At 30.4% G+C, this 20,411-nt stretch carries 21 protein-coding genes; 15 read left to right on the forward strand and 6 right to left on the reverse strand.

All coding sequences use genetic code 11. The features are described from left to right. Positions 1 to 97 precede the first annotated feature (97 nt). The 7 genes from bamA to rnhB are packed head-to-tail and all read left to right on the forward strand — an operon-like array spanning position 98 to position 7,208. On the forward strand, positions 98 to 2,398 hold the full coding sequence (bamA, locus tag CKBE_RS02430) for an outer membrane protein assembly factor BamA (RefSeq protein WP_015238006.1): 2,301 nt from the start codon (positions 98 to 100) through the stop codon (positions 2,396 to 2,398). 40 nt (positions 2,399 to 2,438) lie between these two features. Next, complete coding sequence (locus CKBE_RS02435; RefSeq protein WP_015390013.1) at positions 2,439 to 3,029, forward strand: OmpH/Skp family outer membrane protein; 591 nt, start codon at positions 2,439 to 2,441, stop codon at positions 3,027 to 3,029. Positions 3,030 to 3,034: 5 nt separating this feature from the next. Further along, a complete protein-coding gene (gene lpxD / locus CKBE_RS02440) occupies positions 3,035 to 4,123 on the forward strand; it encodes a UDP-3-O-(3-hydroxymyristoyl)glucosamine N-acyltransferase (RefSeq protein WP_015238008.1) in 1,089 nt (362 codons plus the stop codon). 42 nt (positions 4,124 to 4,165) lie between these two features. Continuing rightward, positions 4,166 to 4,618, forward strand: coding sequence for a 3-hydroxyacyl-ACP dehydratase FabZ (gene fabZ, locus CKBE_RS02445; RefSeq protein ID WP_015238009.1), 453 nt, complete (start codon positions 4,166 to 4,168; stop codon positions 4,616 to 4,618). Continuing rightward, positions 4,619 to 5,410: an acyl-ACP--UDP-N-acetylglucosamine O-acyltransferase gene (lpxA, locus tag CKBE_RS02450; RefSeq protein WP_015238010.1), complete on the forward strand. Its 792-nt coding sequence runs from the start codon at positions 4,619 to 4,621 to the stop codon at positions 5,408 to 5,410. Positions 5,411 to 5,415: 5 nt separating this feature from the next. Further along, complete coding sequence (lpxB, locus tag CKBE_RS02455) at positions 5,416 to 6,609, forward strand: lipid-A-disaccharide synthase (protein ID WP_015238011.1); 1,194 nt, start codon at positions 5,416 to 5,418, stop codon at positions 6,607 to 6,609. 20 nt (positions 6,610 to 6,629) lie between these two features. Further along, entirely contained in the window at positions 6,630 to 7,208 is a 579-nt protein-coding gene (gene rnhB, locus CKBE_RS02460; RefSeq protein WP_015238012.1) for a ribonuclease HII, read from the forward strand. On the opposite strand, the gene ppsR is transcribed toward rnhB, so the two are convergent. After that, positions 7,209 to 8,042, reverse strand: coding sequence for a posphoenolpyruvate synthetase regulatory kinase/phosphorylase PpsR (gene ppsR, locus CKBE_RS02465; RefSeq protein WP_015238013.1), 834 nt, complete (start codon positions 8,040 to 8,042; stop codon positions 7,209 to 7,211). It lies immediately after the preceding gene. A 170-nt stretch (positions 8,043 to 8,212) separates the two neighbouring features. Here ppsR and ppsA point away from each other — a divergent pair, with 170 nt between their 5' ends. Next, positions 8,213 to 10,579 (forward strand): phosphoenolpyruvate synthase, encoded by a 2,367-nt coding sequence (gene ppsA / locus CKBE_RS02470; RefSeq protein ID WP_015390014.1) that lies wholly within the window; start codon positions 8,213 to 8,215, stop codon positions 10,577 to 10,579. 62 nt (positions 10,580 to 10,641) lie between these two features. Here ppsA and smpB read toward each other — a convergent pair whose 3' ends face one another. Beyond that, positions 10,642 to 11,094, reverse strand: coding sequence for an SsrA-binding protein SmpB (gene smpB, locus CKBE_RS02475; RefSeq protein ID WP_015238015.1), 453 nt, complete (start codon positions 11,092 to 11,094; stop codon positions 10,642 to 10,644). 40 nt (positions 11,095 to 11,134) lie between these two features. Between smpB and CKBE_RS02480 the strand changes: the two genes are divergently transcribed. The 7 genes from CKBE_RS02480 to CKBE_RS02510 are packed head-to-tail and all read left to right on the forward strand — an operon-like array spanning position 11,135 to position 16,094. Beyond that, positions 11,135 to 11,575 carry a type II toxin-antitoxin system RatA family toxin gene (locus tag CKBE_RS02480; protein ID WP_015390015.1) on the forward strand — a complete coding sequence of 147 codons (441 nt, stop codon included), beginning with the start codon at positions 11,135 to 11,137 and terminating at the stop codon, positions 11,573 to 11,575. After that, entirely contained in the window at positions 11,559 to 11,876 is a 318-nt protein-coding gene (locus CKBE_RS02485; RefSeq protein ID WP_015238017.1) for an RnfH family protein, read from the forward strand. Before CKBE_RS02480 ends, CKBE_RS02485 begins: the two co-directional genes overlap by 17 nt. 6 nt (positions 11,877 to 11,882) lie before the next feature. Continuing rightward, complete coding sequence (locus CKBE_RS02490; RefSeq protein WP_015238018.1) at positions 11,883 to 12,575, forward strand: VIT1/CCC1 transporter family protein; 693 nt, start codon at positions 11,883 to 11,885, stop codon at positions 12,573 to 12,575. 31 nt (positions 12,576 to 12,606) lie between these two features. Next, the gene (gene mltG / locus CKBE_RS02495) at positions 12,607 to 13,647 is read left to right on the forward strand and encodes an endolytic transglycosylase MltG (RefSeq protein ID WP_015390016.1); all 1,041 of its coding nucleotides are present in this window, start codon (positions 12,607 to 12,609) and stop codon (positions 13,645 to 13,647) included. Then, positions 13,631 to 14,266, forward strand: a complete 636-nt coding sequence (tmk, locus tag CKBE_RS02500) for a dTMP kinase (protein ID WP_015238020.1) — start codon at positions 13,631 to 13,633, stop codon at positions 14,264 to 14,266. Before mltG ends, tmk begins: the two co-directional genes overlap by 17 nt. Positions 14,267 to 14,271: 5 nt before the next feature. After that, positions 14,272 to 15,321: a hypothetical protein gene (locus CKBE_RS02505; RefSeq protein WP_015238021.1), complete on the forward strand. Its 1,050-nt coding sequence runs from the start codon at positions 14,272 to 14,274 to the stop codon at positions 15,319 to 15,321. A gap of 2 nt (positions 15,322 to 15,323) precedes the next feature. Next, positions 15,324 to 16,094, forward strand: coding sequence for a TatD family hydrolase (locus tag CKBE_RS02510; RefSeq protein ID WP_015238022.1), 771 nt, complete (start codon positions 15,324 to 15,326; stop codon positions 16,092 to 16,094). Positions 16,095 to 16,107: 13 nt separating this feature from the next. Here CKBE_RS02510 and CKBE_RS02515 read toward each other — a convergent pair whose 3' ends face one another. The 4 genes from CKBE_RS02515 to guaB form a co-directional block, all read right to left on the reverse strand. After that, a complete protein-coding gene (locus tag CKBE_RS02515; protein ID WP_015238023.1) occupies positions 16,108 to 16,896 on the reverse strand; it encodes a lipoate--protein ligase family protein in 789 nt (262 codons plus the stop codon). Beyond that, positions 16,893 to 17,174 carry a lipoate-protein ligase small subunit gene (gene lplB / locus CKBE_RS02520; protein WP_015238024.1) on the reverse strand — a complete coding sequence of 94 codons (282 nt, stop codon included), beginning with the start codon at positions 17,172 to 17,174 and terminating at the stop codon, positions 16,893 to 16,895. Before lplB ends, CKBE_RS02515 begins: the two co-directional genes overlap by 4 nt. A gap of 66 nt (positions 17,175 to 17,240) precedes the next feature. Continuing rightward, positions 17,241 to 18,827, reverse strand: coding sequence for a glutamine-hydrolyzing GMP synthase (guaA, locus tag CKBE_RS02525; RefSeq protein WP_015238025.1), 1,587 nt, complete (start codon positions 18,825 to 18,827; stop codon positions 17,241 to 17,243). A gap of 30 nt (positions 18,828 to 18,857) precedes the next feature. Continuing rightward, a complete protein-coding gene (guaB, locus tag CKBE_RS02530; RefSeq protein ID WP_015238026.1) occupies positions 18,858 to 20,315 on the reverse strand; it encodes an IMP dehydrogenase in 1,458 nt (485 codons plus the stop codon). Between the last annotated feature and the right edge of the window lie 96 nt (positions 20,316 to 20,411).

Genomic DNA, 20,411 nt, shown 5'->3' on the forward strand with positions numbered 1-20,411 from the left:
AACAGGTGCTGTATTAATATCTTAGAACTATATTGTTAGTTTTTGATATCGTGTCTTTTATTATTAAATCTCTTTAACCTATTAGGGTCAGTTTACGATGTCTTTATCTAGAGTAAATATATTATTAATAGCTTTTGCTGCATTATTTATAGTTCCAAGTGTCTCTTATTCTTCCAATCTTTCAAACTTACATAATATATGCATCAATGGAAACAATAAAGTTGATAAATCTGTAATTGTTGAAAAATTACCTTTTAAAACAGGAGATAAGATAACGGAAGAATTATTATCGAGAGCCATAAGTAATTTATATGATACCGGTTGTTTTGATGATGTTTCTATTAAGATAGAAAATACTACTATTTTTGTTAGTGTTAGGGAAGTGCCTATCATACATTCAGTAAATTTTTATGGGTCTAATCAATTTAGTAATGATTATATGCTAAATATATTAAACAGATTTAATTTTACTCAAGGGTCTTTCTTTAATCAAAACTCTCTAAATAATGTTAAAAAAGAGATAGAGCTTAGTTATCATACTAAAGGCATGCACTGTGTGGAAATATCTATAGATAAAACAATTACTGCTGAATTTATTGATATAGGTTTTAATATTAAGGAAGGACCTTTAACTAAGATAAGAAATATTAGTATAGTAGGCAATAAAAGTTTTCCAGAAAAATCATTGTCAAAATTATTTAAGTCTAATTCTACGAACCTATTTTCTTTTTATACTAAGAATGATGTATTTATAAAAGAAAATCTAGAGTCGGATTTAGAGAAATTGCATATTTTTTATATGGATAAAGGTTATGCCAACTTTAAAGTACGTGAACAAAAGATTACTTTTTCTTGCTCTAAAGACATAGTTGATATAGTTATATCAATTGATGAGGGATCATTATATAAAATAAATGATGTGAATTTATTATGCAACTCATACGAATTTTATAAAAAAATTATTGATTTAATAGATATTAAAAAAGGTGATGTTTACTCTATATCTAGTATAAATAATACAATTCTTTCAATAAAAGAATATCTAGGAAATCAGGGATTTGCTGTTGCAGATATAAATTTCGCTATAGAAACGAAGAATAAAGAATCAGAAAATTTGATTGATATTGTTTTTAATATAGATGTCGGAGACATTATATATGTTGATAAAATAAATATCACCGGTAATTCTTATACCCTTGATAAGGTAATAAGAAGAGAATTACGTCAATTTGAGACATCCATGTATAATTATCAAAAAATTAAATCATCCAAGGAAAAGCTAGACCGATTAGGTTTTTTTAGTAAGGTTTCTATGGGATTTAATCCATCTCCTGATTCAAGTGATCTTGTTGATATAAATATAGATGTTGAAGAAAAGAAAACAGGTATTTTTAATGTTGGATTTGGCTATGGCTCGTCAGATAAAGCTGTCTTCTCTGCTGCTATAAGTGATGATAATTTATATGGAAATGGCTCTGATATAACCTTGCAGCTAAACCATAGCAAAGCAAATAGTTCAGCTATGATTTCATATACTGATCCATATTTCTTAGATAAAAAAATTAGGAATACTATAGTTTTTGATTATAGAATTAATAATCAGAATGGCAGAAGCGACAATTATAAAATAAGATCCATGCGGCAAGGAATAGATCTTGGTATTCCTGTTTCAGAATCAAGTACATTATCATTTGGTTTTTTTTTAGAAAATAATAATATTATTTCCTTTAATAAATTATCATCAGTATATAATAGATTCCTAGATCAATATGGTTGTAATACAAAATCATTTAACATAAATCTAGGATTATCAGATGACACTAGAAATAATGTTATTTCACCAAGCACAGGATCATTTAAATCTGTGAAGCTAGATTTTTCTTTTATGGATTTAAAATATCTTATTGTGACTGCTAATTACCAACGTTATTTATTGTTTGCTGATAAGTATATAGTGTTTATTAACGGATTAGTTGACTATGGATTAAGTTATGGAAGTAAAGATTACCCATCTATAAAAAACTTATATGCAGGTGGCATAGGTAGTGTTCGTGGTTATAGGACATCATCTGTAGGACCAAAGGATCTTTATACTGGGGAGTATACTGGTGGCTCTAAACGAGTTATAGCCAATGCTCACTTTTATATACCTATTCCTGATAATTATATAGATAAAATGTTAAGGCCTTTTATATTTATAGATGCTGGTAAGGTTTTCAATAAAAGCATTAAAAAATATAATGATTCTGTTAGATGTGGATGGCGCTGTTCTACTGGCCTAGGAGTTTCCTGGAAGTCTCCTGTTGGTATTGTGCAGATTTCTTATGGCTTGCCTTTAAATAGACATATTGATGATGATATACAGAACCTACAGATACAGATGGGATCTGTTTTTTAGATGATTTAGTTTTTATTTTATTAAGAGTGATATTTATATTATGTTTAACTTTATGATTGATAAATTTATTTGTAATTTTTCTGATAATTTAAAGAGAAGATTTACTATTACTACTCTTTTATTTTTTGTTTGTATTCCTATTATTCCTATGAATTCTTTTGCTGAAGAAACAAATGAAACAAATGAAATAAAGGAAATAAAGGAAATAAAAATAGGTTTTGTAAATACCGATCGTATTTTAAAGGAGTCTAATCCAGCTAAGGCCTCACAAAAAAAAATTGAAATTGAATTTAAAAAGAGAGATGAAGAACTACAGAAACTAAGTCTAAGCTTACGTTCTCAGATTGAGAAATTTGATAAGGAATCTTTGGTTATATCAGAAAATGATAAGATACATCTCCAAAGAAATTTGAATAACTTGGATGTGGATCTTCAACGTAAACGTCGTGAATTTCAAGAAGATTTTAATAGGAGAAGGAATGAGGAGTTTTCTTCTATTATTTCTATAGTCAATGATAGTATTAAAAATATTGCTGAACAAGATAACTTTGATCTAATATTGCAGGATGCCATAGCTGTAAATCCTAGAATTGATATTACAGATCAAGTTATTAGAGCATTAAATAAATAATATATATGCCTACTTTATTAGATAAAGATCAATCTATAGATCTAGGTAGATTATTATCTTTAGTTGACACCTCTAATATAGATTTACAATTAATATTAGCAGATGATTCTGCATTTATAATGGGAATATCTAGTTTATCTAAAGCTATTAGAGGTGATATCACTTTTTTAAATGATATTAGGTATATAAAGTATGTAAGCGACACTAATGCTTCGGCAATTATTGTAAGCGATAAGATTTATTCAGATCTTATAATGAGAAATAGCATGCCTGATTGTAGTTTTATAGTATGTAATAATCCATATCTGTTATATGCTAGAGTAACTCATTGGTTTAATAAACAATTATCTAAAAACATATCACAAAATATTCATTCATCTGCTATAGTCTCAACAGATTCTATTATAGGGCATAACGTAGAGATAGGACCACACTCTGTAATTGGTCCTGGAGTTGTTATTGGCAGAGATGCTAAAATCGGATCTGGATGTGCAATAGGAAAGAATTCAGACATTGGTGATAATTGCCTAATACATTCGAGAGTTACATTATATCCAAACACTACAATTGGTTCTAGATCTCTTATTCATAGTGGGGTTGTATTAGGCGCTGATGGTTTCGGTTATGCTCTAGATAAATCTAGTAGTTGTTTTATTTGGAATAAAATTTATCAATTTGGGCGTGTTGAGATTGGTAGCGATGTTGAAATAGGAGCTAATACTACTATTGATAGAGGAGCTCTAGATAATACTGTTATTGGCAATGGTGTAAAATTAGACAATCAGGTTATGATAGGACATAACGTGATAATAGGGGATGGTACGGCGATAGCGGCTTGTGTTGGTATAGCAGGGTCAACTAAAATAGGGAAAAGGTGCAGTATAGCAGGCGCTGCTATGGTTTCTGGTCATATAACCATAGTAGACGATGTTCATATATCTGGGGCTACTGCAATTATATCAAATATTATAAAATCTGGTCGTTATACTGGTATTTATCCCTATTCTACTCATTCTGAATGGCAGCATAATGCTCCTATTATTTCAAAATTATCGAAAATAAGAAAGCTTATTAAGTCGTTTTTTAAGAAATAATAAAATAGTAATTTTATCTTAGAAAATTTTAGGATTTTATAAATGGAATTAAATATACAGGATATAATGAAAAGATTACCACATCGTTATCCTATGTTATTAGTCGATCGTGTGGTTGAAATGATTCCAGGCAAGTCCATAGTAGCGATTAAAAATGTGTCTATGAATGAACATTTCTTTAGTGGTCATTTCCCGCATTTTCCTGTTATGCCAGGAGTTTTGATCATAGAAGCATTGGCGCAATCAGCAGCTCTATTTTCTTTCGCAGATGATGGCAATCTTGGAACAATTGGTAGCAACACAGCGTATTATTTAGTTGGTATTGATGAAACTCGTTTTAGACGTCCGGTTGTGCCCGGCGATCAGTTGCGTTTAGAAGTATATGCTGAACGCTTGAGCCGTTCTATTTGCAAATACAAGGCACGTGCATTAGTAGATTCTCATATTGTAGCTGAGACTAAATTGATGTGCGCAATTCGTGAATTTGAAAATTAAATGAATAGGAATATACATCCAACTGCTATTGTAGATATTTCAGCTAGCATTGATAGTTCCGTAGTGATAGGTCCGTATGTAGTAATAGGTCCTAAGGTTTGTATAGATTCAGGCACAGTAGTAGGGTCACATTGTGTTATTGATGGAGATACTACTATAGGAAAAAATAATCAATTATATCGTTTCTGTTCTATTGGAGGAGTTCCTCAAGACAAAAAATACAAACTAGAATCTACAAAATTGATTATAGGTAATCATAATACTATAAGAGAATTTACAACTTTTAATATTGGTACGGTTCAGGATGAGTCTAAAACTATCGTTGGTGATGGTAATTGGATAATGGCTTATGTTCATATTGCTCATGATTGTTGTATTGGGAATAACGTAACATTAGCAAATTCAGTCCAATTAGGTGGTCACGTAACTATAGATGATTGGGCTATAATAGGTGGGTTAACAGGCATTCATCAGTTCTCAAAAATAGGAGCTCATGTTATGGTTGGAAGTAATAGTTCTTTGATTCAGGATGTTCCTCCCTTCGTTTTATGTGCTGGAAACCCTTCTCGCCCTTTTGGAGTGAATATAGAAGGATTGAAACGTAGAAATTTTTCAGATGATGTAATACTAGAAATCAAAAAAGCCTATAAAACAATTTATCGTCAGGGATTGTCTTTAATTGATGCTAAATCTAAGTTGCAGTTATATTGTGGTAATTCTATAAAATCTTCTTTGTATCTAAAAATTATTATAGATTTTTTAGATAATTCGAGCAGGGGTATTATTAGGTAAAAATAATGGTTCTTAGAATTGGTCTTGTAGCTGGTGAGCCTTCTGGAGATTTATTAGCTAGTTATATGGTTAGAGATATAAATAAATACATTAATAATATATCTTATGATGGAATTGGTGGTAAAAATTTAATAGATTTAGGATTTAGTTCACTTTTTGAAATGGAAAATTTATCTGTTTTCGGATATGTTGATGCTTTTCTAAGACTTCCTAAGATATATTATATATATAAAAGTTTAATAAATAGATGGATTAATAAAAATCCTATTTCTATTTTTATTGGGGTAGATCTACCAGATTTTAATCTAAGAATAGAGAATATACTTAAGAGATCAGGTATTCCTACAGTCCACTTTGTAAGTCCATCTATATGGGCATGGCGTTATAACAGAATAAATCAAATTCGTGAAGCAGTATCTCATATGTTGGTAGTCTTTCCTTTTGAGAAATCTATTTATAAAAAAGAAGGTATTCCTGTAACTTATGTAGGTCATCCTTTAGCTTCGAAAATTCCTTTAAATCCGGATAGAGATAAAGCTAGAAATATTTTAAATATCAATGCAAATAAAAATGTTTTGGCTATATTACCTGGCAGTAGAATTTCAGAGATAAAAAATTTAGCCCCACGCTTTTTAGAAACAGCGAAGTTGTTATACAAGAAAGATAGTAGATTGGAGTTTTTAGTGCCGATGGCAAATGAGACAATGAGATTTGAATTTGAGAAAATATTACATAAATTCCCTGTTCCCAATATAAGGTGCATGAGTGATAGAGATTATATTAATTCTAAAGATATAATTAAGAAGCCTATATCTTGGTATGCTATTGAGGCTAGCGATGCTGTTTTATTATCAAGTGGAACAGCGACTTTAGAGAGTGCTTTATTTAAAAAACCTATGGTTATTTCTTATGTCTTATCATCATTTGCTAGGAAAGTAATGTCATGGAAATCAGGTCAATCTCATTCTTATACTCCGTGGATTGGATTGCCTAATATTTTAGCTCGTGATTTTTTGGTTCCTGAATTTCTTCAGGAAGAAGCAAGTCCTGAAAATTTATGTAATGCTACCTGGAAAGCATTAACAGATGAAAATTATCGTAATAAAGTTATTAATAATTTTATTAATATTCATAATGATTTAAGGAGAGATACACCAAAATTAATATCAGAAACTATATTAAAAATATTAAAAAAATGATTTTCTAATAAATTATTAATATGAATGAATATCTAAATATTATTGCGGGTGTTGATGAGGCAGGAAGAGGAGCATTGGCTGGTCCAGTTTATGCTGCGGCTGTTGTGTTAGATTATAGATATCGAATTGAAGGTTTGGATGATTCCAAAAAACTAACTCCTAAAAAGCGTGAACAGTTATCTGCAATAATAAAGCAAAAATCTATATGTTGGAGTGTTTCTAGTATTGATGTTAATGAGATAGATAGAATAAATATTTTACAAGCAACGTTATTAGCCATGAAAAATGCAATCTTAAAGTTAAAAAGACAACCTAATCTAGTTCTTGTGGATGGTAATCAGTCTCCAGAATTAGAATATAAAGTACTTAAAATAGTAAAGGGAGATAGTTTTGTTCCTGCTATATCTGCAGCTTCCATACTAGCAAAAACAGAAAGGGATAAAGAAATGTTAAACTTACATTATCAATATCCATCCTATTTATTCAATAAACATAAAGGCTATGGAACGCAAGAGCATATGATTTTATTGAAAAATCATGGTCCATGTAAGGAGCATAGAAAAAGCTTTTCCCCAGTAAAAGATTTGATCAATATGTAATTATGCTAATCTACGATCTAGACCAATCTCGTGCAAAACAGTTGTGGCTATTTCCTCAATTGATTTTGTAGTTGTAGATAACCATGGTATTCCATCTCTTCTCATCATTTTTTCTGATTCAGTAACTTCATAACGGCATTGTTCTATAGTTGAATAACTGCTGTTAGGACGTCTTTCATTTCTAACTTCTGATAGTCTTTCCGGATGTATTGAAAGCCCAAAAATTTTATTTCTGTATGGTATTATTGTGGATGGCAGAGTATTTCTTTCAAAATCATCTGGAGTTAATGGAAAATTAGCAGCTTTTATAGCATACTGCATAGCAAGATACAGACTAGTTGGTGTTTTACCACAACGTGATACTCCTACTAAAATAACATCAGCTTGATTTAATTGGTGCACAAATTGCCCATCATCGTGTGATAAACTGAAGTTTATTGCATCTATTCTATTACGATATTTTTCAGTATTAGTAACATTATGTGATCTTCCAATAGAATTATTGGACTTGTGACCTATAAGCTGTTCTATGTTGCTTACAAATGTGCCAAATATGTCTAAAAATATTCCGTTAGCACTACGTACAGTATTCATTATTTCATGATTTACTAATGTGCTAAATACTATTGGTGGATTACCAGTATCAAGTGCATTTTGATTGATTCTATTTACAACTTCTTTAGCTTTTTCTATAGAAAATATGAATGGAAGATGTATCTGCTTAAATTTAATGGTATCAAATTGTGATAGCACAGCGTTGCTAAATGTTTCAGCTGTTATCCCTGTACTATCTGATACAAGATATACTGTTCTCTCTATTATTTCTTGATTCATTTATTTAAATCCTTTTAAAAAATATCACCTAATATTATATTTTAAATCTTAAATAGTGATAGTTTATAAATTTTCATTATAATTAATACTATTATCAGGATAATACGATTAATGTATTAATAGATTTAATTGATTAATCATATTGTTTTTATATTTTATAGGTGATTTAAATGTCTTACATAATTCCATTTGAGAAGTTACGCATGTCAGATGTGGCTTCAGTTGGCGGTAAAAATGCCTCCCTAGGAGAGATGATCAGTCAATTATCAGATGCTGGAGTCAGAGTTCCTAGTGGTTTTGCTACAACAGCCCATGCTTTTCGAGATTTTTTAAGTTTTTCTAGCCTAGATAAAAAAATATCTGAAAAATTACGAAATTTAAATCCTGATAATATCTATGAGTTATCTAAAGCAGGATCCGAGATTCGTAATTTAATAATGAATACGCCATTTTCTGAAGAATTTGAAAGCAGCATAAGGAGTGCTTTTGAAACATTAGATTATGATGGTAATGGGTCATTTGCAGTTAGATCTTCTGCTACTGCTGAAGATCTACCAGATGCTTCTTTTGCTGGGCAGCAAGAAACTTTTCTTAATGTAGTTGGTATTGTAGATATTCTAGACAAGATAAAACATGTGTTTGCTTCTTTATATAATGATAGAGCAATCTCTTATAGGGTTCATAAGGGATATGATAATACTGATGTTGCTTTATCTGCAGGAATACAAAGAATGGTTAGATCAGATAAGGGAAGTGCTGGTGTTATGTTTACAATAGACACTGAATCTGGTTTTTCTGATGTGGTCTTTATAACATCTTCATATGGGCTAGGTGAGACAGTTGTGCAAGGAGCTGTAAATCCAGATGAGTTTTATGTCTTTAAACCGTCTCTAGCAAAAGGATTAGATTCTATATTAAGTCGTCGTATTGGATCTAAATTAATTAAAATGGAGTTTAACGATGACAATACTATCGGTTCTACAGTTCGTACCGTTGATGTTAGTCTATCAGACAGGAATAAATATTCTTTAAATGATCATGAAGTTACTGAGCTAGCAAAATATGCCGTTATAATCGAAAGACACTACGGTCGACCTATGGATATTGAATGGGGTAGAGATGGTATTGATGGCAAGATTTATATATTGCAAGCTCGTCCTGAAACAGTGCAGTCTCAACAGGTTAATAAAGATGTGCAGAAGCGATATAAATTAAAGGCTACTGGCAAAATATTGATAAGTGGTAGAGCTATAGGACAAAAAATAGGATCTGGTCCAGTAAAAGTAGTTTTTGATACTTCTGAGATAGATAGGGTTCAGAAAGGAGATGTGTTAGTTACGGATATGACTGATCCTAATTGGGAGCCCGTAATGAAAAGGGCATCTGCGATTGTAACAAATCGAGGAGGAAGAACATGTCATGCTGCTATAATAGCTCGTGAACTTGGTATTCCAGCTGTTGTTGGATGTGGTGATGCAACTAATGTTCTTAAAGATGGACAAAGTGTTACAGTTTCTTGTTCAGAAGGGGATGAAGGTTATATATATGATGGCTTGATAGAGACTGAAATTGAGGATGTATCTCGAGGAGAAATGCCAACTATAGATTTAAAGATAATGATGAATGTTGGAAATCCTCAATTGGCTTTTGATTTTTCACAATTACCTAATAGTGGTGTTGGTTTAGCTCGTTTAGAGTTTATTATAAATAATAATATAGGAGTTCATCCTAAGGCAGTTTTAGATTATCCTAATTTAGATAATGATTTAAAAAAAGCTGTTGAATCTTCCGCAAGAGGTTATTCTAACCCTCGTGGGTTTTTTGTAGAGAAAATGGCAGAAGGAATTTCAACTATTGCTGCTGCTTTCTGGCCTAAACCAGTTATTGTTCGTTTATCTGACTTCAAGTCAAATGAATATCGAAAGTTAATAGGTGGTTCTAGATATGAGCCTGAAGAAGAAAATCCTATGTTAGGTTTTAGGGGCGCTTCTAGATATATAGCAGAAAATTTTAATGATTGTTTTCTTATGGAATGTAAAGCATTCAAGAAAGTACGTAATGATATGGGATTGACTAACGTTGAAATAATGGTTCCTTTTGTTAGAACAGTTAATCAAGCTAAAAAAGTAATAGAATTATTATCTGAAAATGGTTTGAAAAGAGGGGAGAATGGATTAAGAATCATAATGATGTGTGAAGTGCCTAGCAATGCTATTTTAGCAGAAAAATTTCTAGACTATTTTGATGGTTTTTCTATAGGATCTAATGACATGACTCAATTGACTCTTGGTCTTGATAGAGATTCTGGGATGGAATTACTGGCAGCTGATTTTGATGAGAGAGATGAGGCCGTTAAGTTTATGTTACATAGAGCTATTCAATCATGTATAAAATCTAAAAAATATATTGGTATTTGCGGACAAGGACCTAGCGATCATCCTGATTTTGCAAAATGGTTACATACTGAAGGGATATCATCAATATCTTTGAATCCTGATACTGTTGTAGATACTTGGCAGCGTTTAGCTATTAAGTAGGATATTTTTTGAGATGCCATTTGTAAGATATTTAATTTTATTAATGGCATCCGTTTTATCTTTTACTGTTTTAATTTGTACTTAATTGCTCTTTCTTCTTCTCTTTTCCATTCCTTTTCTTTAATGGCATGACGTTTATCATATGATTTTTTGCCTTTTCCTAAGGCTATATCTAGTTTTATTAAGTGTTTTTTGTAGTGTAAATTTAAAGGCAGTAGAGAGTAACCTTTTTGCTCTACTTTTCCTATTAATCGTTTTATCTCATCAGCTTTCATGAGTAATTTTCTACTACGATAAGGGTCTATAGAAATATGATTAGAGGCGCTTATCAATGGTGTTATATTCATTCCTATGACAAATAGTTCTGTACTGCGTATAACTATATATCCATCTTTTATTTGAACTTGTTTGTTTCTTATAGATTTTACTTCCCATCCATAAAGAACTATACCTGCTTCATATTTGTCTTCAATAAAATAATCATGATATAATTTCTTGTTCTCGGCTATTTTCATAATTTTTCTAAGTATATTATTGTGTTATTGTCTACGTCTTATGCATAAAATATATAAATCTATTGTACTTCCTTATAGCTCTAGCCAGATGTTTGATCTAGTAGCTGATATTGATAAGTATCAAGATTTTATGCCTTGGTGCGGTGGATCAAAGATAGAATATCATAATGATACTCAAACAAAAGCTTCCATAATCATGATTATATATGGAATTAGCAATAGTTTTACAACTATAAATAGGTATAATTATCCAAATAAAATTGATATAGAGTTAGTGGATGGGCCTTTTTCATATTTATCAGGTAGCTGGAGATTTACAGAAAAATTTAAAGACTCATGTAATGTTGAATTTGAATTAGAATATAGTTTTTCTAACAAATTATTGAGTATGATTATATCTCCAGTATTTAGTAATATAGCTAATAGTTTTATATATAAATTTCAAGAAAGAGCAAGTCATATATATGGAAAAAAAATATAATATATCTATATGTATTTGTTATGTAGGAATTGACGGAAAATTTTTTCTAAGAGATTTAATTGTACATATTGGATGTACTATTAATGAAGCCATAGTTTACTCTAAATTTAATCATGATTTTATAGATGTTAATTATAATCAAAACAATGTTGGTATTTTTGGTAAAATAAAATCGATAGATACTATACTAGTTGATGGTGATAGAATAGAAATCTACAGACCATTGATTAATGATCCAAAAAAATCTAGAAGAATTAAAAGCATCATGCAGCGAAAAAAAATATTAACCATTTATAGATAGGTAAAAATGCCAGCAAAAGAATATCATAGAATCTTTAGATCGGGCTGGTTGAGAGCTGCAGTGTTAGGTGCAAATGATGGCATAATATCCACTGCTAGTTTGATTACTGGTATTGCTGCTGCTAATTGTGATTATTATTCAATCATAAGTGCTGGTTTATCTGGATTAATAGCTGGATCTCTTTCTATGGCTGTTGGAGAATATGTTTCAGTAAAATCACAGTCAGATGTTGAGTCTGCAGATTTACTAATGGAACAGCATTCCTTGAAAAAAAATTATGATGATGAGTTGGAAGAATTAGCACAGATTTATATAAATAGAGGTCTTTCCTCGAGATTGGCAAAAGAAGTAGCTATGGAGTTGACGAATCATAATGCTCTTGATGCTCATGCCAGGGATGAGTTAGGTATTTCATTGCATAATAGGGCAAGACCTTTGCAAGCTGCTTTTGCATCAGCAATATCTTTTGCTATTGGGGCGATGGTTCCACTATCTGTATCTTTGTTAGCCCCTATATCATTATTTATTCCCGTCATTATAATAAGCTCAGTTGTTAGTCTTGGGGTTTTAGGGGCTATTTCAGCAAAAACTGGTGGTGCATATATATGGCCTGCAGTCAAGAGAGTAACTATACTTGGAGCTATATCTATGTTATTTGTTTCTAGTACTGGCTCTCTATTTTCTATTCTCGGAAATTAATGAGTTTTAAAATTATTAAATAGTATCTATAATGTTTTTAAAAAAAAATTTCTATAGAATTTATATATTTTTTTTAATAGTAGTTGTTTTTTTATTCTGCTCAATAATGAATTTTTTTATATGGAGTATTAAGCCATTAGAAATAAAACAAAATGACAGAAATGAATTTATTGTTAAATTCGGGGATAATACTAGGGATATCGTAAAGGCCATTAGAAATACTGGTATAGACATATCTGAAGATAAATTTACTTTTGTTGCTTATTTGTGTAAATTTGATAAAAATTTTAAGGCTGGTATTTATAAAATTACAGCTCATGATAGTCCGCTTAGTTTAATGAGAAAATTAGTTAATGGTGATTTTCTACGAAATGATCAGTTTAGAGTAGTTTTCATTGAAGGCTGGAAATTCACTAAGTTTCGCGAAGAGCTAAAGAAGAATTCATTTCTTAAAAAGACAATAAGTAATATCAATGACAATGATCTAATGAAGATGATTGATTCTGATTTTTTATATCCAGAAGGTTTATTTTATCCTGATACTTATTATATAGTTCCTGGATTATCTGATTTTGATATACTAAAAGCTTCCTATAAGAAAAATCAAATGATTCTTTCAGGTTTATGGAAAAATAGATGTAAAGATCTGCCATTAAACACTCCTTATGAGGCATTGATTCTTGCATCTATAGTTGAAAAGGAAGCTAGTGTTATTGAAGATCGTAGGCGTATAAGTGGCGTTTTTATTAATAGACTAAAATTAGGTATGCGTTTGCAATCAGATCCTACTGTTATATATGGAATGGGAGATCTATTTGATGCTAAAAAAGGAAATATTGATTTAAAAAATGATACTCCTTGGAATACGTATACTAGGTATGGTTTGCCTTTGACTCCAATTTCATCAGTTAGTATATCTTCTATAATGGCTGCTCTTCATCCAGAAGATCATAATTATATTTATTTTCTTTCTATCGGTAATGGAGCCACTGAATTTTCTGAAGATTTATTATCTCATAACGCTAAAGTGTATAACTTTCTTATAAATAAGGGGGATGATTTTGTTAGGTAAATTTATAACATTAGAGGGAATTGATGGCGCTGGAAAAAGTACTAATTCTTTATGGTTAGCTGATATTCTACGCTCTCGAGGCTTAAATGTCATCAATACTAGAGAGCCTGGAGGAACAGAATTAGGTGACAAAATACGTCATATTATTCTAGAGAATGATATGTCACCTGAAGCAGAAACTATGTTAATTTTTGCCGCAAGGTTTGAACATTTTAAGAATATAATACAACCATCAATAAGAAATAATATATGGGTAATATGTGATAGATTTATAGATGCCACATATGCTTATCAAGGTTCAGGTAAGGGCGTTAGTTTAGAATTTATTAAATCTTTAGAGGGTTTGCTATCTACTAACATGGCTAGTAGCATTGTTCCTGATTTGACATTATTATTTGACATACCTTTTGATCTAATGCTTCAACGGATTTCCCATATAAAAAAATTAGACCGTTTTGAGAGAAATAATGATATATTTTTTAATAGAGTCAGAAAATCTTATTTAGAGATAGCTCGAAAAAATCCTTGTAGAGTAAAAGTAATAGATTCCTCTAAATGCCTTGAAAATACTAAGTCTATTATATCCGAAATAATTAATAATTTTTTAGTATCTTTATAATAAAAATGACATTTTTTTTACCATGGCAATTAGAATTAGCTGATATATATTTAAGAAAACAAGATAGAATATATTCAAATATAATATATGGTTCAGATGGAATAGGGAAATTCGAATTTGTTTTTTCTTATGCTGCTTCTTTGCTTTGTGAAACAAAACATAATACTATTGCATGCGGCAACTGTGTTTCTTGTAATTTAATCACAAAAAATAATCACCCTGATTTAAAATTTATACATCCAGAATATATGAGCAAGTCTGAAATATTCGCAGGAGATATCAATTTTAGACATATGGCTGCATCAGAAAATAATAATCTTTCTAGAGAAATTCGTATTCAACAAATACGTGATTTATTACCTTGGTTAAATATAACATCGCATAGAGGTATAAAAAAAATCATAGTTATTTATTCTGCTGAATCTTTAAATGATGTTTCTTCTAATGCTTTGTTAAAAATATTAGAAGAGCCTCCATTAGGTGTTGTGTTTTTAATGGTAACAAATAAGCTACATAGACTATCTCCTACTATTATATCTCGTTGTCAATTAATATATTTACCAATTCCTACAAAAAACAGTTCTTTAAATTGGTTATCAATGGCTACAGAATCAGATATATCAAATTTAGGAAAATGGCTAATGTTTACAGGAGGAGCTCCCTTAAAATCATTTTTTCTTAGCAGAGATTTGAATGATCCATGTTATTCTTGGATAATGAATTTTATTAATCATCTATCACTAAAAGGAGATTTTAAATTATATTCTTTTTTAGATGAAAATTTTGATAAATTATCATTATTTGAATGGATTAGTTTTTTTCAGAAGTTTTATTTTGATTTAATGTTACTTAAATTTGGTCAAGATGTTAGATATTTTATAGGAATAAAAAATACAGTGTTTGAAATATCTAAAAAATTAAATATAGATAATATATTAGATATGCTGCTTTGGTTAAATAAAAAAAATTCATTAATTGTTAATAATAATATTAATGCTAAACTATTGGTGAATGTTTTATTACAAAAAATAACCACACAAATTAATAAATTATAAATATGTTTATAGACTCTCATTGTCATCTTAATTTCCCAGAACTATCTGATAAGATTAATCTTATTCAAGATTCTATGCTTATAAATAGAGTAACACATGCTCTGGTTGTTAGTGTTGGAAAAAAAAGTATTGATTCTTTAATCAATTTGGTATCAAAGCATGATAACTTACTAGCTTCCGTAGGAACCCATCCAGAATATGGAATTGATGAAGAATTCTCTGTAGATGATATTTGTAGTATTGCATCTATAAATAAAAAAATAATAGCAATTGGAGAAACTGGTCTTGATTATTATAGAGGCAGTAATTATTTTGAAGTGCAAAAAGAGAGATTTCGTCAACATATTCGTGCCGCTAGAATCTTAGGATTGCCATTGATAGTGCATACTCGTTCATCAGCTGTTGATACTATAAGAATATTAAAGGAAGAAAAAGCATATGAAATAGGCGGAGTTATGCACTGCTTTACAGAAAGTTGGGATATTGCAAAAGAGGCTATGAATTTAAATTTTTTTATTTCTATATCTGGAATTGTTACATTTAAAAATGCTACTACAGTTTGTGAATTAGCTTTAAAAACACCGTTAGATAAATTACTGATAGAAACTGATTCGCCTTATCTTACTCCAGAGCCATATAGAGGCAAGTTAAATGACCCATCAAATGTTTTTTATGTTGCTAAAAAAATTTCTGAATTACGCAATATAGATATTATGGAAGTAGGGAAAAGCTCCACTAAGAATTTTTTTGATCTTTTTAAAGTATCAATTTAGTTTTTTATTCTTATTATTTAACTATATGTAACCAATCATATGTATCAAATTTTTCTTTACAAAGTTTATTGGCATTAAAAATAGTATCTTCTGATATATCCACAGTATCGATTATTTTATATTTTCTCGAAAAAATATTGATCATATGTTTAATAAAATTAGTTCTCGACATACCAGATTGGCTTATTCCATTTTCTGCTACTCTTTTTTTTGCGCTAGTTATTCCTTTGTCTGATATTTTTTCTTTTCCAATTCTTAATATTTCAACCATTTTGCTAGTATCCATTTTATAAGACATGGTTACATGATGTAATATAGCATCAGAAAATCTAGCCTGAGCTGCTCCACCAATTTTTTGGCCAGAAGGTAGTAATATATCATTTATAGGCTTATAAAATGCTTCTATTCCAATGCTATTTAGAGTTTCTATAATCCAATTATCCAGTAATTGGTATGATTCTTGAAAATTTAAGTTAGAAACTAAATAATTAGGAATGCTTATAGAGTATGTAATAGAATTTTCTGGTTCCACAAACATAGCACCGCCACCACTTACTCTTCTAACTATTTTTACATTATGTATTTTTGCTGCTTCCTCATTGATCTCATTTCGAAAGGATTGAAATCTTCCTAATACTACAGCGCTAGAATCCCACTCCCATATCCTAAGAGTAGGCAAGCGTATGCCTTTATTAACTTCCTCTGTAATTATTGAATCAAGTGCCATATGTAGATTCGGACTTTGAGGACTAGTATGAATTAACTGCCATTCACAATCTTCTAGCTTTTTTACTATATTCATACAATAGCTCTTTTAATTGCTGTCGCGATATCTATAGAAGAAAACCCGAACATTTTAACATTTTTGTCTAGCGATGCGTCTATTATGTTTTTTATCTCTAATTCGTTTAAATATATGGAAAGTCCATTTAATTTATTATTTAACACATCTAAAAATTCTGGAGGCTCTAAGAAAAAATCACCACTAATCTGAACATTTTTAAATTTTTTATCTTTAGTTATTTCAAAATCAATTTTTATTAATTTTCCATTAGGAACTTTATATCCAACATGAATCACATTAATACCTATATAGTTAAAGAAAAACTTAAACTTTACATAATATATATTATACGCATAGAAAAATTATTCCCATTCTACAGTCGCAGGTGGTTTGTTGGAAATATCATAAACAACTCTGTTAATACCATGCGCCTCATTAATTATTCTTGATGATATTTTTGATAGCAAATCAAATGGCAATTGAAACCAATCGGCAGTCATGAAATCATTAGTTTTTATAGCTCTTAAAGCAATAACATATTCATATGTGCGATTATCTCCCATTACTCCAACTGATTTAATTGGTAAAAATACAGCAAAAGCCTGTGATATAGAATCATACCATGGTTTATTTGTTTCTTTATTTATATTGTTTTTTAGTTCTTCAATAAAAATATTATCAGCTTTTTTAAGAAGATCTAAAAATTCTAGTTTTACTTCTCCTATAATTCTTACTCCCAACCCAGGGCCAGGAAAAGGATGACGAAAAAGCATTTCATCATCTAATCCTAGCTCTTTTCCTAATTTTCTTACTTCATCTTTAAATAAATGTTTAAGAGGCTCTAAAAGTTTTAAACTCATTTTTTCTGGAAGTCCACCAACATTATGATGAGATTTTATAACCTTTTTACCGTGAGAAGATTCTATTATGTCTGGATATATAGTTCCTTGAGCTAGCCAACAGACATCTTTAATTTTATTGGCTTCTTTTTGAAAAACATTGACAAATTCATTTCCAATAATTTTTCTTTTTAGTTCTGGATCAATTATACCATTCAGCTTCTTAATAAATGTTTCTGAGCTATCTACGTAAATAATATTTATTTTTAAATTTTCAGAAAACAATTTTTTTACTTGTTTTGATTCCTCAAAACGCATTAGACCATTATCTACAAAAATACATGTCAACTGATCTTTTATAGCCCTATGTATTAATATAGCTGCTACGGAAGAATCCACACCTCCGGATAACCCTAGTATTACTTTATCTTTCCCAACTAAAGATTTTATTTCTTCTATGCTTTTATCAATATAATTAGGCATACTCCATCTTAAATTACATTTGCATATATTAATCACAAATCTTTTTAATATTTCGTATCCCTGAATAGTATGTGTGACTTCTGGATGGAATTGTAATGCATAAAGATTTCTATCTATATCTTCCATTCCTGCTATAGAGGATGTTGTTCTTGAATATGCTATCTTTTTAAATCCTTTAGGTAGAACTGTTACAGTATCAGCATGACTCATCCATACTTTTAATATTTTTTCATTATTTTCTGTATAAAAATCACTAATATTTCCTAATAATTGACTATTTCCACAATTTATTACTTCTGTATAGCCAAATTCCCTATTTTTTGAACTGTTAACCATGCCTCCTAATTCCATAGCCATAGCTTGCATGCCATAACATATTCCTAGTACAGGAATACCAATCTGAAATATGGATAAAGGCAATTTTAATTTTAAATCTTCTTCATAAGCAGAAGCAAAACTACCTGATAATATTATTCCTTTTAATCCTTTGGTTATATGTTTTTGTATTATTTCTTCACTTATATCATTAGATTCCACCTCAGTGTAAACACCTATTTCTCTTATGCGACGGGCAATAAGTTGTGTAACCTGTGATCCATAATCAATTACTAAAATGTGTTGATTCATATATAAAATTTATCTATCTATAATGTTTTATTAATCTGATCTATAATTAGGCGCTTCTTTAGTAATATTTATATCATGCACATGAGACTCGTATATTCCAGATGATGTAATTTCAACAAATTCTGTGTTCTCTTGCATGTCATTTATAGAAGAACAACCACAATAGCCCATAGAAGCACGTAGACCACCTATAAGTTGATATATTATTGATATAACACTTCCCTTATAAGCAACCCTTCCCTCAACTCCTTCGGGTACTAATTTATCAGTACTTTTATTGCTCTGGAAGTATCTATCTGCAGATCCATCTGCCATAGCACCAATACTACCCATGCCTCTATAAGATTTATAAGTTCTTCCTTTAAATATTGTAATTTCTCCAGGTGCCTCTTCTGTTCCTGCAAAAATACTTCCCATCATACATGAAGAAGCACCGGCAGCTATAGATTTGGCTATATCTCCAGAATATCTAATTCCGCCATCAGCTATTATTGGAATGTTAGATCCCTTTATTGCTTTAGATACATCTGATATTGCTGTTATTTGAGGTATTCCAACTCCAGATATAATTCTAGTAGTACAGATAGATCCTGGACCTATTCCGACTTTTATGCCATCAGCTCCGTGTTCTATTAGGCTTTTTGCAGCAGCTCCAGTAGCAACATTACCACCTATTACTTCTAAATTAGGAAAATTATTTTTTATCCATTTAATCCTATCTAGAACTCCTCTAGAATGTCCATGTGCTGTATCCACAACTATAACGTCAACACCTGATACTACAAGTGCTTCGACTCTTTCTTCAGTTCCTGGATTAATGCCTACAGCTGCTCCAACTATTAATTGCCCCCTAGAATCTTTGCTTGCAATTGGGTGCTCAGTATTCTTAACTATATCCTTAACAGTAGCTAAACCTCTTAGTTTAAAATCATCATTTACTATAAGTACTCTTTCAAGTCGATGTTTATGCATCAAAGATTTAGCTTCTTCTAATGTGGCCCCTTCTTTCATTATCACCAAACGTTCTTTTGGAGTCATGATATTTCTTAAGGGTTGACTAAGATTATCCTCAAATCTTAGATCACGGTTAGTAATAATTCCTATAACTGTATCATTCTCTACCACAGGTAATCCTGAAATTCCAAATTTCTTTTGCAGAGATATAGCATCTCCAACTTTCATTTCCGGAGTTACTGTTATTGGATCTATAACTATGCCAAATTCATGTCTTTTGACACAAGAAACTTCTTTAGCTTGTTCTTCTATTGTTAGATTTTTATGGACTATCCCTATACCTCCTTCTTGGGCAAGAGCTATTGCTAGACTTGATTCTGTTACAGTATCCATTGCAGCTGATACTAATGGTATGTTAAGACTAATATTTTTTGTTAATTTAGTTAATAAAGAAGCATCTTTAGGTAAAACTTCAGAGTATGATGGTACCAATAAGACATCATCGAATGTAAGGGCTTTTTTAGATATGCGCATCGTAAGTACTTTAAGGTTATATTCCTAAAATTGTACTTTATATATTACCAATAAAAAAGCGCGACCTATTAAAGTCACGCTTTTTTATTGGTAATA

Source organism: Candidatus Kinetoplastibacterium blastocrithidii (ex Strigomonas culicis), assembly GCF_000319245.1.
Classification (GTDB): domain Bacteria; phylum Pseudomonadota; class Gammaproteobacteria; order Burkholderiales; family Burkholderiaceae_B; genus Kinetoplastidibacterium; species Kinetoplastidibacterium blastocrithidiae.